This window comes from Brevibacterium renqingii (genome assembly GCF_017808095.1).
In the GTDB taxonomy this organism is placed as follows: Bacteria; Actinomycetota; Actinomycetes; order Actinomycetales; family Brevibacteriaceae; genus Brevibacterium; species Brevibacterium renqingii.
In genome coordinates this window covers 18,984-40,924 of sequence record NZ_JADBHG010000011.1, presented here as the reverse complement: position 1 = coordinate 40,924, position 21,941 = coordinate 18,984, and the positions used below count along the sequence as shown (strand labels likewise).

Here is a 21,941-nt window from a genome sequence, read left to right as displayed (position 1 = left end):
CAAGTCGCTACTTGCATAAGCGGACTTGTCTGAGCCCTGTGATCACGCGATCCGATCCCGGTCGTTGACTGCCTTCGCTGCTCTCGACTCACCCTCGCCAGGAGCCTGTCCTTCCCTCCACACGTCTGGCACTGAGAGTGCTCATCGCTGTGCTCGATAGGATCGGGGTGAGATCTGAAGTGCGGTTGTGGCAGCTCCGCCTGCATAGAACCGAGGCTCTGATGGCTGTTCCCGCGACGAAGGCTGACCTGCTGGCAGCGATCGACAAGACCTATGCGCAGCTCGAACGAGACCTCGACAGAGTGCCTCCGGTCGCCGCGCGCGAGCTGGTTCTCGATGGGCACGTCAAGAACACGATGATGAGCCCGGCAGACCTGCTCGCGTACCTCATTGGCTGGAACCAGCAGGTTCTCACGTGGCATCGGCGTCGAGAAGAGGGGCTTCCCGACGAGCTGCCCGCACCCGGTATCAAGTGGAACGAACTCGGCTTGCTCGCACAGCGCTACTACGCCGAACACGAGACGGAAACCTGGGACGAGCTGCGCGCGCAGTTGCGTGACGCGAAGGATGTCATTGTGGATCTGATCCAGGGCTAATCCGATGCCGAACTGTACGGTCAGCGCTGGTACGGAAAGTGGACGATGGGTCGCATGATCTCCTTCAACACCTCATCGCCCTACACTAACGCGCGCGGCGCCTTGAATCGCCCCGGGTTTAGTGGAGGGCGAGTTCTCCCAGCGCCGGCTGACGCTGGGGGTTAATCTCACGGTAGTACTCGTTCTCCTTCTCGATCGGGGTGAGGTATCCGATCGAGGAGTGCAGCCGGTTCTCGTTGAACCAGTGCACCCAGGAGAGGGCGGCGAGCTCGAGTTCGTCGACTGTGCGGAACGGGCCGTCGATCTTGACGCACTCGGTCTTGTAGAGCCCCACGACGGTCTCGGCGAGGGCGTTGTCGTAGCTGTCTCCGACGGTTCCGATCGAGGCGATGGCGCCGACGTCCGCGAGGCGCTCGGAGTAGCGCAGCGCGGTGTATCGCGATCCGGCGTCCGAATGCTGGATGACGCCGGTGACGTCCTCACCGGCTCGGTCGCGGATCCAGAGCGCCATCTCCAGCGCATCCAGCGGCAGGCCGGTCGGCATCCGGTCCATGCTCCGCCACCCGACGATCCGGCGGGAGTAGACGTCGGTGACGAAGGCGGTGAACGCCATCCCCGACCACGTCGGAACATAGGTGAAGTCGACCACCCAGAGCTCGTTCGGCCGGTCCGCGCGGAAGCAGCGCTGCACGTGATCCGGCGCCCGGGTCGACGAGGAGTCAGGACGCGTGGTGACGAACTGCTTGCCGCGGCGGATACCGCGCAGTCCCTGCTGTCGCATGAGACGCACGCCGTGCACCTGGCCACCACGATGCCCTCACGGCGCAGCAGATGCCAGACCTTCCGGGCGCCGCTGATGCCGCGGCCGAGCTTGCGGTCCCAGAACACCCGCTCGATCTGCACGACCAGCTCGGCATCCGCGACCGCTCGCGCGAACGCCGGGCGCTTCTTGAACGCGTAGTAACCGGACGGAGCGATCTTCACCCCGTGCTCTGTGAGCACGCGGCAGATCGGCTCGACCCCGAACCGGTCACGATGATCGTCGATGAACTGAACTACCACGGCAGTCGCGGGTCGAGCTCCCGCGCGAAGAATGAGGAAGCCGCCAACAGGATCTCATTGGCGCGCTTCAGCTCACGCACCTCGGCCTCGAGCTGCTTGATCCGCTGCGCGTCGTTCGTCGTAGTGCCGGGGCGTTCGCCCGCGTCGATCGCGGCCTGCTTGCACCAGCCTCGCAGCGTGTCAGAGTTCACTCCCACACGCTGCCCGATCCGGACCACCGCCGCGTTCAGCGACAGCTCCGGATCTTCCTTCCGGGCCTCGGCAACAAGCCGCATCGCACGCTCACGAAGCTCCGGCGGATACTTCCTCGGTGCTGGCATAGTCATCATCCTCTCGGGGAATCAGACCCTCCACCAGACCCGGGGCGATTCACCCCTCCGAAGACTCTTCACCAGCCGGTGCGCCTCCGGAGATTGACCCCATGAGAACCGCGAAAAATGCGGATTCTCAGCGATCCGCCACTCCATCCGGATCCCGCTCGAACCCGTGACCTTTCCCTTGGCGCGAGTCCGAAGCCCGACCCATCAGCAACCCACCTAAATCACCCGCCACGACTCGCCACCAACCGGCTACACTCGGACTAAGCGAACCGCCCGGTTCCCTGTAAGAACAAGGGAATCCGCGAGTTCCCGAGACGATCAGCGGAGACCGGAGATCGACCGGATCCTCCAAGGGGATGTCGGACCACTCAGCATCGACTCACTTATCAGGGAGGCCAGCAGCCGAGCTCGCACTGCCCTGAAAACCCACCAGGCCCTCTTCCACGACCTCCCGGACGCGATCCTGACCCATCACGTGTTGCAGGCGCCACAGATCCGCGCAATCGCCCATCGACACCTTCCCGGACATACCCGATGGCAGGACCGGCCGGACCTAAGCGTGAATAGCCCGCTCCTAGAAGATTCCTCTCTGCAGCAGTGACCGAGCAGAGATCTCAGGGGACATACCGCCATCAAATTTGCGGTATGTCCCCCATCTTCGCTTGCCAGGGAATATATGTGTCGATATATTTGTCTACGTTAAACACGTTATAGGAGCTACTATGAATCACACCGCACTTCGCATCGACACCGACGGAACCCACCAAGCAGTGACCATTGGCAGCGACGACTGTATCCCTCGTGACCTCGGCTGCGACTACATCGACTGCGTTGTCTTCACGCTCACGGCCACCGCCGAATCCATCGATGTGTGGGTCGACGACGAGGGGGCATTCAACCAGGAAGCCAACGTGCTCGGCACCATCGCCCTCAAGGAGGTCTGTGGAACCAGCGCCACCGAGTACTTCGCCTACCAGCACGTGCTGTACGGTCCGCTCCTGATCACCGGCAGCGGGGAAGAACTCTCATCCATCTCCGAGGCAGCTGCGCGCGCCATCGCCAGCAAGCTCGAGACTTACCTCAACGCCAACCTTTGACCGGGAAGGAAGAGCAATGTGCAGCACTCACAGCATCGTTGCCCTTCCCCTCCACTGCCATGACTCCATCAAAGAATCTCTCCGCCTGTGTCAGACCCCGGCACTCTCCACCGCTTACATGCGTAGGAGAGGAGAACATATGTGTGACACCAATCGCCGCTGCCCGGGGTGCAACAGCCCCTCTGCCCTAAACCGACACAACTGGCGTCGACGCCAGAACCGCGGGGTACAGAAGGCACTGCGGAGCTGGGCCAACGATGAAGAGAACGTCAAGGATCCCGCGGTCCGCGATTTCGTTCAAAAGCTTCCCCCAGGCAGAGCCAAGCAATGGGCCCAGGACGCCGGCGCTCCCACCTGGATCGCCCAACCAGCACACACCAACCCTCAGAAGCCCGATACCCCACCTCAGGGTCCTCGCTGGACGCCGTACAGCCACAACTACCCTCAGACACGAGCGGCCATCGCTACGGCGCTGTCGATACAAGGCAAGTCAGGGAAAGGACCTGAGGAGCGGCGACTACTGACAGCGAAAATCGTCGATTCCACAGACCACAGCCAAGGAGTCAACGAAACCATCCGGGTCGAATTCGCAGACGGAGGCGAAGGATTCTTCAAACCTCTCGCCGGACAGGAAATCGACAACGAGATTTCACTCGGCCACGAGTACTCCATGCAAGCACAGCACGAAGTCGCCACGTGGAAAGTAGCACAGCAACTGGGGACCAGGTACACCGACATGGTTCCGCCCACGGTACTCAGGGAAGTCAACGGCGAGCTGGGGACTCTGTCGAAGAAGTACCCTGGGGAAGACTTCAGCCCATTCACCGATCGCAACCAACTCGACCCTCATCAGGTTCACGACGCAGCTGTATTCGACGCAATCACCGGCCAGCGGGACAGGCATCCCGGTAACACACTCGTCTACCGGCGAACCCCCGAGCACCTCGGAATCACGCTCATCGATCACGGCTACGGCTTCACCAGGATCGGCGAATATGCCCACAACTTTTCAGTCTGGAGGATCTACCAACAAGGCGAGAAGTTCACCAACGACAGCTCGCTCACTGAAGCTCACATCGAGGACCTCAAACGCCTCCGATCCACCAACCTCGACTTCCTCCGCGGAATCGTCCACCCAGACCGAATACTCGACCGGCTCACACACATCGACTGCATGATCGAGCTGAAAAAGCTTCCCCCCATTCCCACCAACGGTAGATTCTGAACAGAACAGGAGAACCAGCCATGAACAAGATCGTCACCATCGAACGCAAGCTGCAGGCCACCGGAGAGTGGGAAACCATGGGCGCCTTCTCCTTCGCCGAGGACGGAGCCATCGGCGAAATCCAGGGAGATCCCGAGTGGCTCATGGATCTCAAGTTCGTTGACCGGGAGGCCGGCGGACCCGTCACCCACGACTCTCACCCCGAGGCCTGGCTCCGTCAGCTGTCTCGTGAATACAACGGCCCGACACGGCGCCTCACGATCGAGCCGAATCCTGAGGAGGTGTGATGGACACCGAACATGTCACTGAGCACCCTCTCGCCTCTGCCAAACGAGTAGTCGACTTTGCTCAGCACGTGAAGCAACGCTTGGCAGCTCGATACGTTCAAGAGCGTGCGGCCGAGGGAGGGCTCCAAAGACAACTCGCGGCAGAGCTCGGCACCAGCACGTCGACGATCAATAGACTCGTCCACTCCGAGATCACCTATCGGCCTCAGAGCCAGGCCGAAGCAGGTGTCTGCGACGCAATCGAAGCTGCGGCCTGGGGAACTCCTCAGGCGATGAGAGAGAACTACATCGCGATTAGCGGCTCGATCATGTCCTGTCCCCGCTGCGGAGACCATAGTGAGGCTACCGGTCGGTTCTGCTCACAGTGCAGGTTTCCTTTCGAGAGCACCTATCGCCCGCCTGCGGTAGCAACTCAGAAATGACATGATGGCTGCACCAAGGAGCCTCATGAATCGGTAGGGACCGCACCATGTCTGTCGAGATTCTCCCACCACGCATCCTCTTTGACGGTGTCACCGGCATCGCCCACTACGAGACGATGCGATCGACACGTGTGGGCTCTTTCGAAGACCGTGCCGAGGAGATCATCCGGGAGCTCCTCGATGCCAATTACTCAGCGTGGTGCGATGCAACTGGAACGATGGGAGGACTCCCCGATCTCTGGATCTGGGAGTCCGACCCATTTCTTCGTCAGACACCCATCCACTCTGAGGCCGCTCTGCGGATGCACACAGCGCTGCAGACGATCGTCGCCAACTGCTCGCCGGCCTACGACTGGAAGACACGGCCGGTGCACGAATCTGCCGAAGCAGCTCTCCCCTGGCTCGCCACCCTCATCGACAACTAATCTATGTTTCACCGGCTCATGACACACTAGTCTGAACCGGCCGAGTTCACGTCCGGTATGCAGAATCTCTGCCGACCACGCGACATGGAGTTGCCGAATTGACCCACCGGATGCTCACCACGCTCGAGGCCTGTGATCTCCTGCGGATCTCTCGATCGACTTTTCTCCGGCTCCAAGCAGTGTGGACTCGCCACTCCCCTGTCCCCTTCCCCAATCCCATGCGCGTCACCTCGCAGCAGTTCTACTGGGACGAGGACGACCTCGTGAAATGGAGGAGGGCCCACCGCAAGTGGCGCTACGCCGGGATCTTCTCCGGAGCAGGCTCCGATCTGATGACCGGCGGGCAAATCGCCGAAGCTCTCAGCATCCCCACTGAGCGCCTGCGCACACACCGGCAACGAGATCAGTTCCCAGATCCTGTCGACCAGGTCGGGCGCAGCCCTTTGTGGACTCGCCAGAGCATCAAAGAGTGGATCCTCAATGCTGAGGTCGTTTTCCGGACGGATCTGCTGCCGAAGAGAACTGACTGGCAATGAACCAGTGCAGGCCCCCATCGAACTGACCGTCGATGATCTCGGCGATCTCTACGACGTGGACGGAATTTCAATGCCTTGATCTGTCAACCACTGCGCAGCTCGCTCAAGGCTCGTCCCCTCGAGATAGCGATCGTAGCGTTCACACGCCATCACGGGTCCGGTGCCGAATGTACATGAGAATCTTGTCGAGCCGGTGCCCGGACCAGCGGTCATCGTCTGTGACGACAACCGGCAGTTCTCCAAACCCCATCGCTTTCAACGCTGGCACGGCACCTGGCGTCTCCTTGACATTGATCTCGGTGATGGCCACTCCTCGCCGCTCGAACTCGCCTTTAGTTCGAGTGCACTTGTTGCATTCATCGCTGGTGTACACGGTCGGATGACTTGTCATGGTATGTCCCCCTTGTTTGATTGCTGATTCGGATTCGGTGGGCGGCCCGCTCACAAGGCATCCGTGATACGCATCAGCCGGCGCCGGCGGCGCAGCCTCACCACCGCATTGAGAATGAGCAACCCGATGACGAGGAGAACAACTGCCCCTCCGATGATGATTCGTGCCCAGTCAAGGCCGATGTCATCTCCGAACAAGGGCACAATGACGCCCTCTGCCGCGAGAATGTGGAAGTCGACGAGTGCCTGACGAAACGCCGGCACGGCGACGCCAAGCACGATAGACCCGATGCCACCGCAGGCGAGCAACAGAATGGTGATGATCTGCTCTTCTTCTTTGCTCCGGTTCATGATTGGTCCATTCCTGTGTTGACAGAGACTTCGATCCCGACCTCCGGCCCAAACCGCGGGAGGGATTCCAGGTAGTACGCCAATGGGTGTTGGGCTATCTCGGCAGCGCAGGACTCGGAGATCTCAATCGATATCGTGTCGTCGACGTCGACCTGGCCTTCGTGCCTGAGCTCCATGAGAAGCCAGGCATCGATGATCCGCTCCAACTCAGCGCTGATGGTATGTCCCCCTGTGTTCATCAGACGGTCCTCACTGTTCGTCCAGGAGGCCAGTAGCCTCAGTTTCGGAGTTGTCTGGCTTCCTCACGGGCAGCACTTCGCTCGCGTCGATTGCGAGCATCTCTGATTCGTCATCGTCGGTGCGGTAGTCGATACACCACAGATCCTCTTCTCCTGGATCTTCGATCGAGCCCTCGACAGCAACCCACTGTCCGTCCACCCTGACGAGATCACCGGCTTCGACTTCACAAGCCTGGAGGTCCTCTGTTGGCATATATCCGTCCTCGGACTCCGCGGCTCGCTTGTCCTCGATCACAGCGTTGACGACCGTCTTGGTCGACACCGCGCGAGGCTTCATCGCTTCTTCCACGGAGATCTCGACGAGCTCTGCAGCCAGAACTTCCTGCCATTCGCTGTAGTCATCTCCATCGAATGGCTCTTCGGCGATGTCGATCCTCAATGGCGGGTGCACAGCCTCCGGCGGTCGCAGACTCTTCAGGATTGCCATATCGGCCTCGTTGCCCGATTTCTTAGCTCTCCGAGGGTCCGGGGTCCAATACACCTGGACCTCCCCCGGTGCACCGTCGACGGTCACCGCGGTGGCTCGGCCCTTGACTCCCTTCGGCAGCGCGATCCCGGTCGATGGAGAGTTCCACATCATCTGTGCACCTTGTGGCGAGAGGCTGCCCAATGCTGCTCTGGCCGGGAAGTTGTCTCTCATCTCGCCGCCGAGGAAGTCCGCATCAGGGCGCTGGGTGCCCATGAGTAGATGAATGCGCGCGGTACGTCCCTTACGGGCAAGGCTGCCGATCCACTCGAACACGGGGCATTTGGTCGGCATCCCCTTTTCCTTGACTGACTGGTACCAGCCGGTCACCATGGCGACGAAGTCACGGTACTCGTCGAGGCACACGATGAGAGGTTCGAAGTCGTCCTCGTCAGCTTCGCCGGCTTCGATGAGGGAGTAGCGATACTCCATCAGCTCCCACGCCTTATAGATCATCGCGACCTGCTCCGAAACTTGCGTGGCCACGATCTGAATATTGGGCCAGCCGCGCAGACCCAGGAACTCGACTCGCTTAGGGTCAGAGACCCAGATCTTCCAACCGCGCGCTGCCGCTTCGATGAGGATCCCGATGATGAGCACGGTCTTGCCTGTGCCCGTTCGGCCGACCACGATCATGTGCGGTCCTGCTGCTTTGAGATCCCACGCCACGATGCGGCCGTCTTCGTCTTCGGCGTAGGGCAGGATCGTATCTTCAACCTGGCCAAATGTGTCTGGGCGAGGGTGCGGGATCGACAGCGGCATTGTCGGGCGGAGCTCGAACTGGACGGTGTCATCGGTGAGGTTCCAATCCGGGCGCCACCGTCCAGGCAGGAGAGCGTTCACTGTCATTTCGATATCACGCCGGACTGAAGCCTTTGCCCACTTTCGGTCGGTGTCATATTCGACAGAGAGCTGTGTCGGCAACGGCTCATCATCCTCGTTGAGGGCCACCGATACTGCTGCCGAATCTCCGAAGACCTGTTTGGCCAATGCAGTGGTTTTGGTTTTGAAGACCGGGTCTGGTTCGGGTTCCTCGACCGGGGCCGCGAACCCGAGAGCGAGCACGCATGCTCGAGAGTCATACCGTGTGATGTCGTAGTCCATTCCGGAGCGTTGAGACACCTTGTCTGCCACCGCCATACGCCAGTCGATGCTCTCTTCATCCAAGCGAGCTTCGAAACGAATCCGGATGTCGGCGGGCGCCCCGATGAATCGATCGAGCGGTCGTTTGAAGTCTCCGGGCACCCAAGAACGGAATTGGTAGTCCCGGCGTGATGGCCTCTTAGTGTCGGAGATCAGCACGGCCAGTGATTCGATGATGCGATCACCGAGCTCGTCTCTGCGTTGCTTGCGCCACCCGAAGATCGACACGAGTCCGGCAGCCACAAACCCCAGAATCAGGATGGCTACCAAACTCCAGAGCGGCCACCCTCGGATCATGGCGGCGATCGCGCAAGCGACTGCCGCTCCTCCGGCGAAGACCATACCGTATGGCCACATCACCGTTCGCGGCGTCAGACCGACCGAAGATCCTTCGCTGAATCCGAGATCCTCCAATCCGCGTCTCTTCCATGGCTCGAATGGGTCCAGTTTCATGCCATCTCCTCGAGTTGCTCTTTACCGATATAGGCCACTTCGAGGAACCGGATCTGACATCTGCCAACACGATTTTTTGGTATGTCCCCTTGCGTGGTGACGTCTGGTGAACTCTTGTGATGTCAGGGCGATATCTGTAGGATCTCGTGGAATTTGTCAGCCGTGTACCGAGCTGACCTGAGATTGGGCACAATCATGAGACGCCATCTGTCTCACTAACTTGTCCGATTCCTCAAGCTTTTATGAGAATCGCGGCCGAGAAGTCCCGCACGGGCGTCGTCGCGATTAGGCCAGCGACACCGCTATCCCCCTGCCTTACCGTGCTTATGGATCCAGAGGTAACCGCGACTACCTGCGTCCCCGCAGCATACGAGCGGTGATCCCGGAGAAAAGGACCAAACGCGACTCGTAAGAAACACGGCAGCAGATAGGTGGGCGGCCGCCGGCATTCGACGCTGCTGCGTTTCGGAGGCGCAGCGTCGTCGAACGTTCGTTCGCCGGTGTGGAGCATTGGCGAGGACTGGCGACGCGCTATGACAAACCCGCCATCGTCTACAGGGCAGCTATCGTGATCAGCGCGATCCTGACATGGCTGCGCCAATAAAGGAGACATAACCTAGCGGCCAGCGGTTTCGGCTCTGAGCCAGACCGCAACCAACACCCAGACGGCCGGCCCCTTCGCCGCCCTAGTCTGTCCACTCGCCCTCGAGAAGTGCTTGGTATCTCTAATACAATGAAGAGCGTCCTCCGGGGTATCACCGTTCGTTTCGCTCTTGCTTCCGATTAACTACTACTCAATAGAGTTTGCGCCCAGAAGTGCCTTAACGTCCGCATAGAGGTCATTCGTCACCGAAACCGGGTGGTTAGGAAGGTCGAAGTGGACGATGCTCTGCGTCTTGCGCATCTTCAGATGGGTCGCCGTCTCGCCCGGATGCCTTGACAGAATCTCGCCGAGCTCGGTGACTCGCGGTTCCGTCGCCGCGTCTTCGGCGATGAGGATGGTGAACGGTCGATCGTGCCGGTCGATCATGGCATCGAGGACTTCAATGCCATCGGCATGGAGGCTGAGTCCCTCGTCGCGGACGCTCACTCGCCCGGTCACGGCGACGACTACGTCCTGCTCGAGGGCAGATGAATACAACTGGTGAGTCTTGCCCATCACCATGACGGTGACGTCAGCGCTGAGGTCTTCAACACGCACGATCGCATACGGGTTCCCGGAAGACTTGGCGACACGCTGCTGAACCTGGGTGATCAGACCAGCGACAGTGATCCGCTGACCGTCCTTTGGTGGCCTCTCGCCCAAGAGCTGCTCGATCGAATGGGTCGACCGTTTCGAAAGCTGCTGCTCGAGCCCGGTGAGCGGATGGTCGGAAACGTACAGCCCGAGCATATCGCGCTCGTAGCCGAGCTTCTCGAGCCTCCCCCACTCTGGGAGTGCAGGTATTTTGGTTGCAACATTATCGAACCCACTATCTCCGATCCCAGCGAACAGGTCGTACTGCCCGCGCGCTTCTTCCCGTTTGACTGATGCCGCAGCGTCGACAGCATCTTTGTGGATCCTGACGAGAGCGCGCCGGGAATGGCCGTACTCGTCGAATGCACCTGCCTTGATCAACGATTCGACCGTCCGTTTGTTGGACGCCTCCTGCGGCACTCTCCGGAGGAAGTCGTGGAACCCTTCGAATGGACGACCCTTCCGTGTGTGCACGATCTGTTCGACCACATTGCCACCGACATTGCGGATCGCCTCCAGCCCGAACCGGATGTCCTCGCCGACTGCGGCGAAGTACCGGATCGACTCGTTGACGTCGGGCGGGAGGACGCGGATGCCCATCCTGCGGGTCTCCCCGAGATAGAGCGCCATCTTGTCGCGGTTCTCCCCGACGCTCGTCAGCAGAGCAGCCATGTACTCGGCCGGATAGTGCGCCTTGAGGTAGGCCGTCCAATAGCTGAGGAGTCCATAGGCGGCAGAGTGGGCCTTGTTGAAAGCATAGTCGGAGAACGGCAGGAGGATATCCCACAAGGTCGTGATCGCGTCCTCGCTGTAGCCGTTAGACCGCATCCCGGATGAGAACCCCTCGAACTGCTTGTCCAGCTCAGCTTTCTTCTTCTTGCCCATCGCACGACGGAGCAGGTCTGCTTGACCCAGCGTGAAGCCGGCCAGAACCTGGGCGATCGTCATCACCTGCTCCTGGTAGACAATGAGGCCGTACGTCTTGCCCAGAACCTCATCCAGCGGCTCCGCCAGCTCGGGGTGAATGGGGACGATGTCCTGCTGCCCGGTCTTGCGTAGCGCGTAATTGATGTGCGAGTTTGCCCCCATCGGGCCAGGGCGGTACAAGGCACCCACAGCAGTGATGTCCTCAAAATGATCAGGCTGGGCAAGCCGCAGCAGGGAACGCATGGCGTCGCCATCGAACTGGATCACTCCCAACGTGTCGCCGCGGCGCATCAGCTCGAACACGCCGGGATCGTCGAGCGGCAGCTCCTCGAGGTCGATCTCCTCGTCACGGTTGGTGCGGATGTTGTCGAGCGCGTCGCTGATGATAGTGAGGTTCCGCAGACCGAGGAAGTCCATCTTGATCAGGCCGAGGCCTTCACACGTCGGATAGTCGAACTGGGTGATGATCTGCCCATCCTGCTCCCGCTTCATCAGCGGGATCACGTCTATGAGAGGATCGCTGGACATGATCACCCCCGCCGCGTGCACACCCCACTGCCGCTTCAGGTTCTCCAACCCTGTCGCTGTGTCGTAGACGGTCCGGACCTCGGGATCGGATTCAATGAGAGCCCGCACGTCCTGAGCTTCGGCGTAACGCGGATGCTCGGAATCGAAGATGCCACCGAGGGGGATGTCCTTGCCGGAGACAGTTGGGGGCATGGCTTTGGTGATCTTCTCCCCCATGCTGAAGGGGTGTCCGAGGACGCGAGCGGAGTCTTTCAGTGCTTGCTTTGCCTTGATCGTGCCGTAGGTGACGATCTGTGCGACTCGGTCGGCGCCGTACTTGTCGGTGACGTATTGGATGACCTCGCCCCGGCGGCGATCGTCGAAGTCCACGTCGAAGTCGGGCATCGACACGCGATCGGGGTTCAGGAATCGCTCGAAGATCAGATCGTGGACGAGCGGGTCGAGCCCCGTGATCGTCAGCGCGTAGGCGACCATCGACCCGGCTCCGGAGCCGCGTCCAGGTCCGACGCGGATGCCCTGGCTTTTGGCCCACTGGATGAAGTCCGCCACGACAAGGAAATAGCCGGCGAAGCCCATCTGGAGGATGATCCTGGTCTCGTACTCCGCGCGCTCACGCACCTCTTGGCTGATGCCACCCGGGTAGCGCATGTTCAGTCCGCGCTCGATCTCCTTGACCAGCCAGGTCTCCTCGGTCTCTCCGGCGGGCACGGGGAATCGCGGCATGTAGTTCGCCGAGGTATCGAACTCGACGTTGCACCGTTCGGCGATCAGTAATGTGTTGTCGCAGGCGCCCGGGAAGTCTCGGAACAGGTGCCGCATCTGGGCAGCGGATTTCAGATAGAACTCGTCGGCGTCGAACTTGAAGCGGTTCGGGTCATCCATGGTCGTTCCGGACTGCACACACAGCAGAGCGGCGTGGCTCTTCGCGTCGTCGGCGGCGACGTAGTGCAGGTCGTTCGTGGCCACGAGCGGCAGGCCGAGGTCTTTCGCGATTTTGATGAGGTCGCCCATCACACGCTTCTCGATTCCCAGGCCGTGGTCCATGAGCTCGCAGAAGTAGTTCTCCGCCCCGAAGATGTCACGGAAGTCCGCTGCCGCCTGACGGGCCTCGTCGTACTGGCCGAGACGGAGGCGAGTCTGGACCTCGCTGCTCGGGCAGCCGGTCGTTGCGATGAGGCCCTTTCCGTAGGTGCTCAGGAGTTCGCGGTCCATCCTCGGCTTGAAGTACTGTCCTTCCATCGAGGCCAGCGATGAGAGCCGGAAGAGGTTGTGCATGCCCTCGGTGGTCTCCGCGAGCATCGTCAGGTGTGTATAAGCACCAGCGCCGGAGACGTCGTCTCTCGATCCGTCACCCCAGCGCACACGGGTGCGCTCCGATCGGTGAGTACCTGGGGTCAGGTACGCCTCGGTCCCGATGATCGGTTTGATGCCGGCGTCCTTCGCGGTCCGCCAGAACTCGAACGCCCCGAAGACGTTCCCGTGGTCTGTAACGGCGACCGCGGGCATGCCCTGACGGGCGGCTTCGTCCACGAGCGGACCGATGTGGGCGGCCCCATCGAGCATGGAGTACTCGCTGTGGACGTGGAGATGGACAAACTCGTCTGCAGACATTCGACTTCTTCCGAACAACGCATGGTTGACCGGATCAGTTCAGCAGTGCGAACGGACATGAATCCAACAACATGAGTATCGATGTGCCACAACCAAAAGTTGTACCCCGTAGAGTGGCGGCATGGATGTGGAATCAGTAAAGACGTTCCTCGCCGTCGCAGAGCTCGGGCAGTTCCAGGAGGCGGCGGCCGAGCTGGGGGTCACTCAGCAGGCGATCTCGAAGCGCGTCTCCCGGCTAGAGTCGGAGCTCGGAGTTCGCGTGTTCGCCCGCACGCCGCGAGGAGCGCAGCTCAGCGTCGACGGACAGGCCCTCCTTCCGCACGCCCGCGAATTCGTACAGGTCGCCAAACGCGCCCTGGACTCCGTCCATCCTGGACACCGAGCATTGCGAGTCGATGTCCTCCACCGTCGCATCGCACCCTCAGTTCTGCTTCATGAGTACCATCGAGCTCACCCCGACGCACTTCTCGACATCGTGACGCTGGAGTCTGCAAGTGCACCACGTGCTGTTGAAGCGATCCGCGCCGGAACCATCGATGCCTCGTTCCGAGCGATCCTTGATAGCGCACAGGCCTATGGTCCCGACATCACAGCAACTCGCGTCTTCGAGTCCCAGATGGAGGTACTAGTCGGCCCCGGTCACCCATTAGCCAACGCCAAATCTGTCACGCTTCGCGATTTGAGAGGCCATCGGATATGGATTCCCGGGATCGCCCCCGGGACCGAATGGGCCCACTATTACGACAGGCTGATGGAAAACTTCGACCTCAGCATCGACGGCATCGGACCGCACTTCGGCGACGAAGCTCTCCTCGAAGAAATCGCGGACTCTCGATCACTGGGGACCTTTGTGGGTCATCGCGATCGGTACTTGTGGCCGTCTCATTTCGATCTTCGGCGTATACCAGTTCGGGATCCAATTCCCATCTACCCCTACTCGCTCGTACACCGCCAGGACAATAGCCACCCCGGGCTAGCGGCAATCCTCGACTACTTCCGAGCGGTGCCCACTCCGGGTAATGAGAAGGTCTGGTTGCCGTAGTACGTGATCGCGACCGCCGCCTGCCTGACACAACCTTCCAGAGAAGGTCCGATGGCCATCCCTATCGTCCGCTCGCGAATCTCCCTGTCATTAAGCTACCAACCAGTCATGAGACACAACCGTGCCATTGGGGAGAGAATCAGCTGGGACTGATGCAGGGTTAGGTGACATCTAATCTGGCTTGTTCATAGGCAAGCCTGAAATGATAGACACCATGCCACAGCCCTACCCGAAAGAATTCCGCGACGACGTCATCCGCGTCGTCCAGACCAGGGATTCCAAGACGACGATCGGACAGATCGCCAAGGACTTCGGAGTCCACGAAGGCACCATCAACAAATGGCTCCGCCAAGCAGAAATCGATGCCGGCAACAAACCCGGCAACACCAGCGACGAGTCCGCCGAACTACGAGAGATGCGTCGGCGCAATCGTCTGCTTGAGCAGGAGAACGAGGTCCTGCGCCGCGCGGCCGCGTATCTGTCACAGGCGAATCTGCCGTCAAAAGGCTCTACCCGCTCGTGAGAGAGCTCGCCGCCGACGGGATCCCCGTGGCGGTGTCGTGCCAGGTCTTGAAGCTCTCCCGCCAGCCCTACTACCGGTGGCTGGCAGCACCCATCCCTGAAGCAGTCGTCATTGAGGCATATCGGGCCGATGCGCTCTTCGATGCCCACCGCGATGATCCCGAGTTCGGGTACCGATACCTCGCCGACGAAGCCGAAGCGGCCGGCCAACCCATGGCGGCACGCACTGCGTGGCGGTTGTGTTCGGCCAATGACTGGTTTTCCGCCTTCGGTAAGGGCCGGGCGAAGAACGGGAAGAAACCCGGCCCACCCGTTCACGACGATCTGTGCGCGGTTGTCGATGCCGACGGGCGGACCAGGCACGAGTTTCGAGCTGATGGCCCGAACCAGCTGTGGTTGACCGACATTTCGGAGCACCATACGAATGAGGGCAAGCTGTACCTCTGTGCGGTCAAGGACGCCTACTCGTCGAGGATCGTTGGCTATTCGATCAGCTCGAGGATGAAGGCCCGGTTGGCTGTCGATGCCCTCGAGATGGCTGTGACCAGGCGGGGTGACGTGGCCGGATGCGTGACCCACAGCGACCGCGGCAGCCAATTCAGATCGAAGAAATTCACTCGGGCTTTGGCCTGTCACGGCATCATCGGGTCGATGGGACGAGTAGGCGCAGCGGGCGATAACGCGGCCATGGAATCGTTCTTCGCCCTGTTGCAGAAGAACGTTCTCGACCGTCGCCGGTGGACCACTCGCGACCAGTTGAGAATCGCGATCGTGACCTGGATCGAGCGGACATATCACCGACGTCGCCGACAAGCCCGGTTGGGTCGATTGACACCAGTAGAGTACGAAGCAATCATAGAGCCAGCTGCTCTCGCAGCTTGACACTCAAACTGTCACCTTTCTTTGCATCAGTCCCCCAGCGGTGCGCTCGCGGTGGAGTTGTACGACATCATCGAAGCGCTCGCATCACGCGCTTCGCCTCGAGGATGCCTCACTGGTCCACACTGCCGCAAGCCGTGGAAATCTAACACAACAGTGTCGAGGGCTCTTTCGTGAAAACAAAGCGATGACCTCTACTGTAGGCATCCAGGAATATGACAGTTTCGGTAAAACGTGTTACTTTAATTTGGATCGGACGAAGGAGCCAAGCATCAATGGGTAGTAGTACCGCCGTAGAGTCAGACCGTCAGAACTCTCAAATCACGCTCCATGGCATCACGTGGGATCATCCTCGCGCAGTTGACTCGATCCACCAAGCGAGCGAGGCGTATTCTTCCCTTCACCCAGGCATTGAGATCGACTGGACTGCCCGTCCGTTACATGCATTCGAAGAGATGCCGATAGAGCTTCTAGCAGAGAAGTTCGACATCATGGCCATCGATCATCCCTTCGTGGGCGATGGGGTGGAAAAGAGTGCTCTTGCACCACTGACGTCACTCGTCCCCTCATCGCGCCTCGTTGAGTGCAAAAATTCTTTCATGGGGAGAAGTTTCGAAAGCTACGTGTGGAATGAGGAGCTCTACGCGATGCCCGTGGACGCTGCATGCATGGTCAGTGCGGCGAGTTCGAATGAAATATTCTCAACCGACGATCCCCCCATTACTTGGCAACAAGCCCTCGAAACAATGTATGAGCTCGGTCGTGAGAGGGTTCTCCTGACCGCAAATCCGACGCACCTCTGGGGCACCTTCCTGTCGCTATGCGAGGCTCACTCGCCGGGACCGCAGTCCGATTTTGTCAGTGGACCTACGTGGTGGCATGAAGACGGCATCGCCTCAAACGTGGGTCTTCCCGCGTTAGAGGCCCTGCGAGAACTGGCCGCACTCAGCTCTCCACGGTCATTGCAGATGGATCCTGTGCAAGTACTCGACGAGCTGTCTGGTGGCGGTCCGGGCGTCTACTGTCCCTCGGTGTTTATTTATTCCACCTACTCGCTCAAACGCTCTGACCGTCGCTTGGTGACCTTCCACGACGCTCCTCGTCTAGGTGATTCCCCCGTAGGGACGCTTACCGGTGGCGTTGGGCTCGGGGTCTCTTCACAGTCGCAACACGGGGATAAGGCAGCTGATTTCGTCCTTTTCGCTACCAGCCACAATGTGCAACGTGGACTGTACACAGAGGCCGGCGGTCAGCCTGCCACAATCGATGCGTGGTCGGACGATGCTGTGAACGCGCGGGTTGCCGACCTCTACCGAAACACGGCAGCAACGATGTCAAGATCATTCATCCGTCCACGACGTGTGGGATACCCGCAGTATCAACGCACAGCAAGTCGCGCACTGCATAATATGTTTACTGAAGGCACCCGGTCGGAAACAGTGCTACGTACTTTGAATAGGATGTGGCTTGATGTCGTCACACTTTGACGAAACAACGGTGGCCAGCGTCCTTTCCTCCACATATGAGAAATTCGGCGACAAGCCCGCTTTATTAAGCGAAGACCACTGGTTCACCTTCGCCGAGGTCGCAGAGTTAGCTCGTGGTCTTGCCGTGGAGCTTACGTTAAAGGGAGTCCATCCCGGTGACCGAGTTGTAGGCTACCTCCATAACGGTGTTCCGGCGCGCCTCCTCGATCATGCAATTTTAGGGTTTCAATTCGTACGCGTGGCACTGAGTGCCAGGCTGCACCCGAGTGAGGTTGCAGCAATCGCGGTCGACGCGGGCGCCTCAGTCGTAGTCTGCTCGCCGTCTGTCGAGGATCAGGTCCGGGAGGCTTTGGCCGTTGTGGGTTCATCAGCGGAAGTTAGTGTCTTGACAGGCAGCCTGACGGAACTAGCTCGCCTTCGCGCCGCGGCGCAGTTGAATATCGTACCGGCACCTGGGCCTGTTAAGCAGAACGAAATTGTGATGCTCATGTATAGCTCTGGAACTACTGGTCAGCCGAAGGGCGTGGTGGTAACAAATGAGACATGGCTTGCCCAAATGAGCAACGCATTGGACAATTTGCCCACGATATCTCCACGCGATGTAGTCGTGCTTGGCGCGCCTATGGCGCATTTCGGTGGGTCCATCGCCCTGGATTGCATGATGCAAGGCGCCTCCACGGTAATCGTGGATCCTTTCGAACCCGGAGGCCTCCTCAATGCCATCGAGCTTCACGGAGGAACCATCGTCCCCCTGGTGCCTACCCTATTGTCACGTCTTCTCTCGTCGATGGAGGCACGTCCTGAAGCTGTGTCGACTGTTCGGGCAATGCCGTACGGAGGATCCCCCACACAGGCTGACGTTCTTATGCGGGCAACTCGGCTCCTCCCCGACGCACTTGTGCAGTTCTACGGGCTGGCAGAGGCACTCGCTCCGCTCGCAGTTCTTTCCTCTGAAGATCACCGAGAAGCCGTCATCGAGCTTGAGGCCAATCCGGCCGACTCGGCGAGATGGCTTGCCCACCTACAATCTGCTGGCCGCTGGGTAGACGGGGTCGAATACCGGGAGTCAGAAGATGGCGAACTGCAGGTTCGCAGTTCTACTGTTATGCCGCAGTATTGGAATTGCCCCGTGCGCGCGGATGGATGGTTCGCGACAGGCGACTTCGGTTACACGGACGATGAAGGTTACCTTCAGCTGCTTGGTCGGCGCACAGACACAATCATCTCCGGCGGGTTCAATGTGCAACCGCGCGAAGTCGAGCAAGTGATCGAGCAAATGGATCAAATTGCCGAGGTGGCAGTAGTGGGACTGCCTGATGAACGGTGGGGTGAAGGCGTTCACGCGTTCGTTGTCATCGACCCCCATGCCTCCGCCCGCACTCGCGAGACGTTGACGCAGGCCATACGCGAGGAATGTTTGGACCACATTGCTTCATATAAAAAGCCTGTTGGCGTGCATATCCTCGAAGTTCTGCCGCGCAACTCCTTCGGGAAAGTCGACCGCGCAACCATACGCGCTCTGTTTCAGACGCCAGCTACCAGTGATAATCGCACCACCGCCGAAGGACGGAGATAGACCCTTGCAAGCACTCGACGGAATCCGCATCTTAGACTTCACGCAGATGATGCTCGGCCCCTTCGGCACGCAAGTCCTTGCTGACTTGGGCGCCGACGTCATCAAAGTGGAACGACCGGAAGGAGAATGGGAGCGTTCGCTCGAAATGATGGGCGAACTCGTGGAGGGCGAATCTGCCGCCTACCTCGCGATGAATCGGAACAAACGTTCGCTAGCGGTTGATTTGAAGAATCCAGCAGCGAAAAACGCGTTGCTGGAACTCGCCAAGACCTGCGATGTTGTCGTGGAGAATTTCCGACCCGGAGTCCTTGCCCGCCTGGGTCTCGGCTATGAGGACTTCAAGGCGGTGAAATCAGACATCATCTACGCTTCCGGATCTGGGTGGGGTCAAGACACGACTTTCGCTCGCGAAAATCGCCCCGGACAAGATCTCCTCATCCAGGCGATGTCTGGCCTTGCGTCTTCGACCGGTCGCCGCAACGATCCTCCTACTCCCGCAGGCACCGCTATCGTCGATCACGCCACGGCGCTCACGCTCGCCAACGGCATCCTTGCCGCTATCGTCGCCCGCAACACGCACGGGATCGGACAGAGAGTTGAAGTCGATCTGTACTCGACGGCAATAGCGATGCAGTGTCAGGAAATTTCCACCTTCGTCAATCAGCGCGCGGACTACGACCGTTCTGAGGAAGGCATCGGTCAATCCTGGCTTTCGGCGCCGTTCGGCGTGTACGAAGCAAAAGACGGCTGGATAGCTATTGCCATGGCGTCACTACCGGCGATTTCCGAGGGCGTTCAGGGCGCGGATCTCATCGGGCTCGACCCCTGGGAGGACCGCGATGAGGTAAAACGGAGACTGGAGACCATCACCCGTACTCAAACAGTCAAGCACTGGCTTGACGAACTGAGCCGTCGCGGACTGTGGGCTTCTCGCGTGCGAACTACGCGAGAAGCTGTCGACGAGCTGCGCGATGACGATTCGGACTTGCTTGTGGAGGTTAAGGGTCCGGGCGACAAACCTATTGAACTTATTGGATCCGCTATTCGTCTAAGTGAAACACCCTGGCAACAGCGTCTCGCCCCGCCGCGCGTCGGCGAACACTCGGCGGACATCCTGCGCGAAGTCCTGACTGATGCCGAGGTTCACGAGCTCATCGGAGAAGCGAGATGACCAATGACCTGTCCGCGGGAACGGCGGTGCACCCGAATTTGAAGGTGCGGGACATCGGCCACGTTCGCATCCTCCAGATCGACCGCGAAGACAAGCTCGGAGCGTTCTCAAGCTCGCTGGTTTCTGCAATCGGTCGCGAGATCAGCCGTATCCGGCAGACAACCAGTATTCGAGTCGTTATTCTCACTGGCACGGGACGTGGGTTCGTGGCTGGAGCGGACATCGAGGAGTACGCGACGGCGAGTATAGAGGAGTTCGCGGAGTATCAACGTCGTTCGCGAGCTGTTTTCGATGATTTGGCGCGCTTGCCGCAAGTGACAATTGCTGCCGTCAATGGCTATGCCTTCGGCGGAGGTTTCGAAATCGCCTTATGCTGTGACTTCATATTTGCTGCACACACGGCTAAGTTCGGGCTCCCTGAGATCAAGCTCGGTCTCATTCCCGGCGGAGGAGGCCCTCAACGACTTGTGCGCGAAGTGGGAGCTCGGTGGACCAAAGAGCTGGTTATGACGGGTCGAACAGTGACTGCTAACGAGGCTAACGCTAGAGGAATAGTGACGCAGGTTGTGGAGCGCGAAGAATTAGATGCTGTGGTGATCGAGTTCGCATCGACACTCGCTGCTCGACCGCGCGATGCGTTGCGTGAGGCGAAACATGTCATCGATTCTGGGCGTTCGCAAGATCTGGAGACCGCTCTCACAGCAGACCAGTTGGCGTTGGCTCGGCTTTTCGGATCCGAAGACGGTATTGAAGGCATCCGTGCATTCGTGGAGAAGCGATCCGCGGAGTTCGACCAAAATTGAGTTTCATGTCGGCGGGCGTGAGTCGCAACTCTGCCCGGTAACGTACAGAGGCAGACTGTCGACCTATCGCCGGTAGGACTTGCCCAGCAGAAGAACAGACGCAAACATGGGGTGCTTGGTCGTGCTTATCGCTTCAGGCTTTTAAGGGCCGTCTCGCTGGTGATCCATGAGCCCAGGAGAGCAAGAGTCTCGGCATCTCGAGTATCGGGCCGTGCGGTGTAGACCATGAAGCGCAGCGACCGATTCGCGTCAACAGTCATCGCGTCAAAGTCCAGGGCGATTTCCCCGACGACAGGGTGATTGATGCGTTTGGCGCCTCTGTCGTGAGTGCGGACATTGTGCGCGGCCCACCGGGTACGGAACTCGTCGCTGCGGGTAGAAAGCTCCCCGACGAGGTTACTCAGTGCGGTGTCGCGGGGATACTGCCCGGCTTGATAGCGGAGGATCGCGACCGGCGCGTCCGCAGACTCCGCCCAGTCCGGGTAGAAATCGCGGCTGGCCGGGTCGAGGGACCGGAACCGGGCGAGGTTCGCCGGTGATTTCGGCGCTCGAGTAGGGCTATCGAACACCGGTGCGTACAGGCCGCGGGCGAGTGGGTTCGCAGCGAGAATGTCGAGGCGGCCGTTGCTGATCAAAGCTGGAGTGCCGATCATGCCGTCTAGAATGGGTCGCAGACTATCGGTGACGTGCGAGCTGGTCACTCGTGGATCGTCCATTACCGGTGCCGTGCGACTGCGGGCGGAGCGGGCGAGGTCGAACAAGTGGGAGCGTTCGGCCGGGTCTAGTCGTAGGGCCTCGGCAATCGCGTCAAGCACTTGGTCGGAGGCCGTGCGCAGATTCCCCTTCTCCAAGCGGGTGTAGTAATCTACGCTGACGCCCGCGAGCATCGCGACCTCCTCGCGGCGCAGACCCGGTACCCGCCGGGCACCCCCGAACGTGGTGACGCCCGCGACCTCGGGGGGTTATCCGAGCACGACGCGAGCGCAAGAACTCTCTGGCTTCGTCTCGCGCACTGTCCATACCTGTGAGATTCAACGATGAATGGCGGTGTTCTTGCATCGCTATGTGGCGGTCACTCGCTTTCCT

Annotated in this window: 17 protein-coding genes, 2 pseudogenes and 1 other annotated feature; of the genes and pseudogenes, 12 read left to right on the top strand and 7 right to left on the bottom strand. The window is 60.0% G+C overall.

What is annotated here, in order from left to right; all coding sequences use genetic code 11:
* The first annotated feature begins 221 nt into the window (after positions 1-221).
* Positions 222-761: pseudogene (locus IIE29_RS15755) on the top strand (ClbS/DfsB family four-helix bundle protein).
* Here IIE29_RS15755 and IIE29_RS15750 read toward each other — a convergent pair.
* Positions 715-1,978 (bottom strand): annotated as a pseudogene (locus IIE29_RS15750) (IS3 family transposase). The pseudogenes IIE29_RS15755 and IIE29_RS15750 overlap by 47 nt on opposite strands.
* Positions 1,566-1,694: a sequence feature (AL1L pseudoknot), on the bottom strand. (Overlaps the previous pseudogene by 129 nt.)
* Positions 1,979-2,700: 722 nt before the next feature.
* Between IIE29_RS15750 and IIE29_RS15745 the strand changes: the two are divergent.
* The 5 genes from IIE29_RS15745 to IIE29_RS15725 all read left to right on the top strand — a co-directional run bounded on the left by IIE29_RS15745 (position 2,701) and on the right by IIE29_RS15725 (position 5,970).
* Positions 2,701-3,075 (top strand): DUF3846 domain-containing protein, encoded by a 375-nt coding sequence (locus tag IIE29_RS15745; RefSeq protein WP_209326249.1) that lies wholly within the window; start codon positions 2,701-2,703, stop codon positions 3,073-3,075.
* A 139-nt stretch (positions 3,076-3,214) separates the two neighbouring features.
* Positions 3,215-4,300 carry a hypothetical protein gene (locus IIE29_RS15740; RefSeq protein WP_137827028.1) on the top strand — a complete coding sequence of 362 codons (1,086 nt, stop codon included), beginning with the start codon at positions 3,215-3,217 and terminating at the stop codon, positions 4,298-4,300.
* 20 nt (positions 4,301-4,320) lie between these two features.
* Positions 4,321-4,587, top strand: a complete 267-nt coding sequence (locus IIE29_RS15735) for a hypothetical protein (protein ID WP_209326248.1) — start codon at positions 4,321-4,323, stop codon at positions 4,585-4,587.
* Positions 4,588-5,056: 469 nt separating this feature from the next.
* Positions 5,057-5,434, top strand: coding sequence for a hypothetical protein (locus IIE29_RS15730; RefSeq protein WP_209326247.1), 378 nt, complete (start codon positions 5,057-5,059; stop codon positions 5,432-5,434).
* A 218-nt stretch (positions 5,435-5,652) separates the two neighbouring features.
* Positions 5,653-5,970, top strand: a complete 318-nt coding sequence (locus tag IIE29_RS15725) for a hypothetical protein (RefSeq protein ID WP_209326246.1) — start codon at positions 5,653-5,655, stop codon at positions 5,968-5,970.
* Positions 5,971-6,109: 139 nt separating this feature from the next.
* On the opposite strand, the gene IIE29_RS15720 is transcribed toward IIE29_RS15725, so the two are convergent.
* From IIE29_RS15720 to dnaE, 5 genes are all read right to left on the bottom strand, one after another.
* Positions 6,110-6,361, bottom strand: coding sequence for a glutaredoxin domain-containing protein (locus IIE29_RS15720; RefSeq protein ID WP_173051620.1), 252 nt, complete (start codon positions 6,359-6,361; stop codon positions 6,110-6,112).
* Positions 6,362-6,411: 50 nt separating this feature from the next.
* Entirely contained in the window at positions 6,412-6,711 is a 300-nt protein-coding gene (locus tag IIE29_RS15715; protein ID WP_209326245.1) for a hypothetical protein, read from the bottom strand.
* Positions 6,708-6,950: a hypothetical protein gene (locus IIE29_RS15710; RefSeq protein ID WP_209326244.1), complete on the bottom strand. Its 243-nt coding sequence runs from the start codon at positions 6,948-6,950 to the stop codon at positions 6,708-6,710. Before IIE29_RS15710 ends, IIE29_RS15715 begins: the two co-directional genes overlap by 4 nt.
* A gap of 10 nt (positions 6,951-6,960) precedes the next feature.
* A complete protein-coding gene (locus IIE29_RS15705; RefSeq protein ID WP_209326243.1) occupies positions 6,961-9,072 on the bottom strand; it encodes an FtsK/SpoIIIE domain-containing protein in 2,112 nt (703 codons plus the stop codon).
* Between the two features lie 790 nt (positions 9,073-9,862).
* Positions 9,863-13,375 (bottom strand): DNA polymerase III subunit alpha, encoded by a 3,513-nt coding sequence (gene dnaE, locus IIE29_RS15695; protein WP_209326242.1) that lies wholly within the window; start codon positions 13,373-13,375, stop codon positions 9,863-9,865.
* A 121-nt stretch (positions 13,376-13,496) separates the two neighbouring features.
* Between dnaE and IIE29_RS15690 the strand changes: the two genes are divergently transcribed.
* The 6 genes from IIE29_RS15690 to IIE29_RS15665 all read left to right on the top strand — a co-directional run bounded on the left by IIE29_RS15690 (position 13,497) and on the right by IIE29_RS15665 (position 20,855).
* Positions 13,497-14,417 carry a LysR family transcriptional regulator gene (locus tag IIE29_RS15690; RefSeq protein ID WP_209326241.1) on the top strand — a complete coding sequence of 307 codons (921 nt, stop codon included), beginning with the start codon at positions 13,497-13,499 and terminating at the stop codon, positions 14,415-14,417.
* Between the two features lie 214 nt (positions 14,418-14,631).
* Positions 14,632-15,821, top strand: a protein-coding gene (locus tag IIE29_RS15685; protein ID WP_209326240.1) for an IS3 family transposase whose coding sequence is annotated in 2 segments (ribosomal slippage) — positions 14,632-14,916 and positions 14,919-15,821 — 1,188 coding nt in all. Because the reading frame shifts where the segments join, the coding sequence is not laid out codon by codon here.
* A gap of 272 nt (positions 15,822-16,093) precedes the next feature.
* Positions 16,094-17,305, top strand: coding sequence for a type 2 periplasmic-binding domain-containing protein (locus IIE29_RS15680; RefSeq protein WP_209326239.1), 1,212 nt, complete (start codon positions 16,094-16,096; stop codon positions 17,303-17,305).
* Positions 17,289-18,881 carry a class I adenylate-forming enzyme family protein gene (locus IIE29_RS15675; protein ID WP_209326238.1) on the top strand — a complete coding sequence of 531 codons (1,593 nt, stop codon included), beginning with the start codon at positions 17,289-17,291 and terminating at the stop codon, positions 18,879-18,881. The genes IIE29_RS15680 and IIE29_RS15675 overlap by 17 nt, the downstream gene beginning before the upstream one ends.
* Positions 18,882-18,885: 4 nt before the next feature.
* Positions 18,886-20,052 (top strand): CaiB/BaiF CoA transferase family protein, encoded by a 1,167-nt coding sequence (locus IIE29_RS15670; protein WP_209326237.1) that lies wholly within the window; start codon positions 18,886-18,888, stop codon positions 20,050-20,052.
* The gene (locus IIE29_RS15665; RefSeq protein ID WP_209326236.1) at positions 20,049-20,855 is read left to right on the top strand and encodes an enoyl-CoA hydratase/isomerase family protein; all 807 of its coding nucleotides are present in this window, start codon (positions 20,049-20,051) and stop codon (positions 20,853-20,855) included. The genes IIE29_RS15670 and IIE29_RS15665 overlap by 4 nt, the downstream gene beginning before the upstream one ends.
* A 125-nt stretch (positions 20,856-20,980) precedes the next feature.
* Here IIE29_RS15665 and IIE29_RS15660 read toward each other — a convergent pair whose 3' ends face one another.
* The gene (locus tag IIE29_RS15660) at positions 20,981-21,742 is read right to left on the bottom strand and encodes a helix-turn-helix transcriptional regulator (RefSeq protein ID WP_246475997.1); all 762 of its coding nucleotides are present in this window, start codon (positions 21,740-21,742) and stop codon (positions 20,981-20,983) included.
* Between the last annotated feature and the right edge of the window lie 199 nt (positions 21,743-21,941).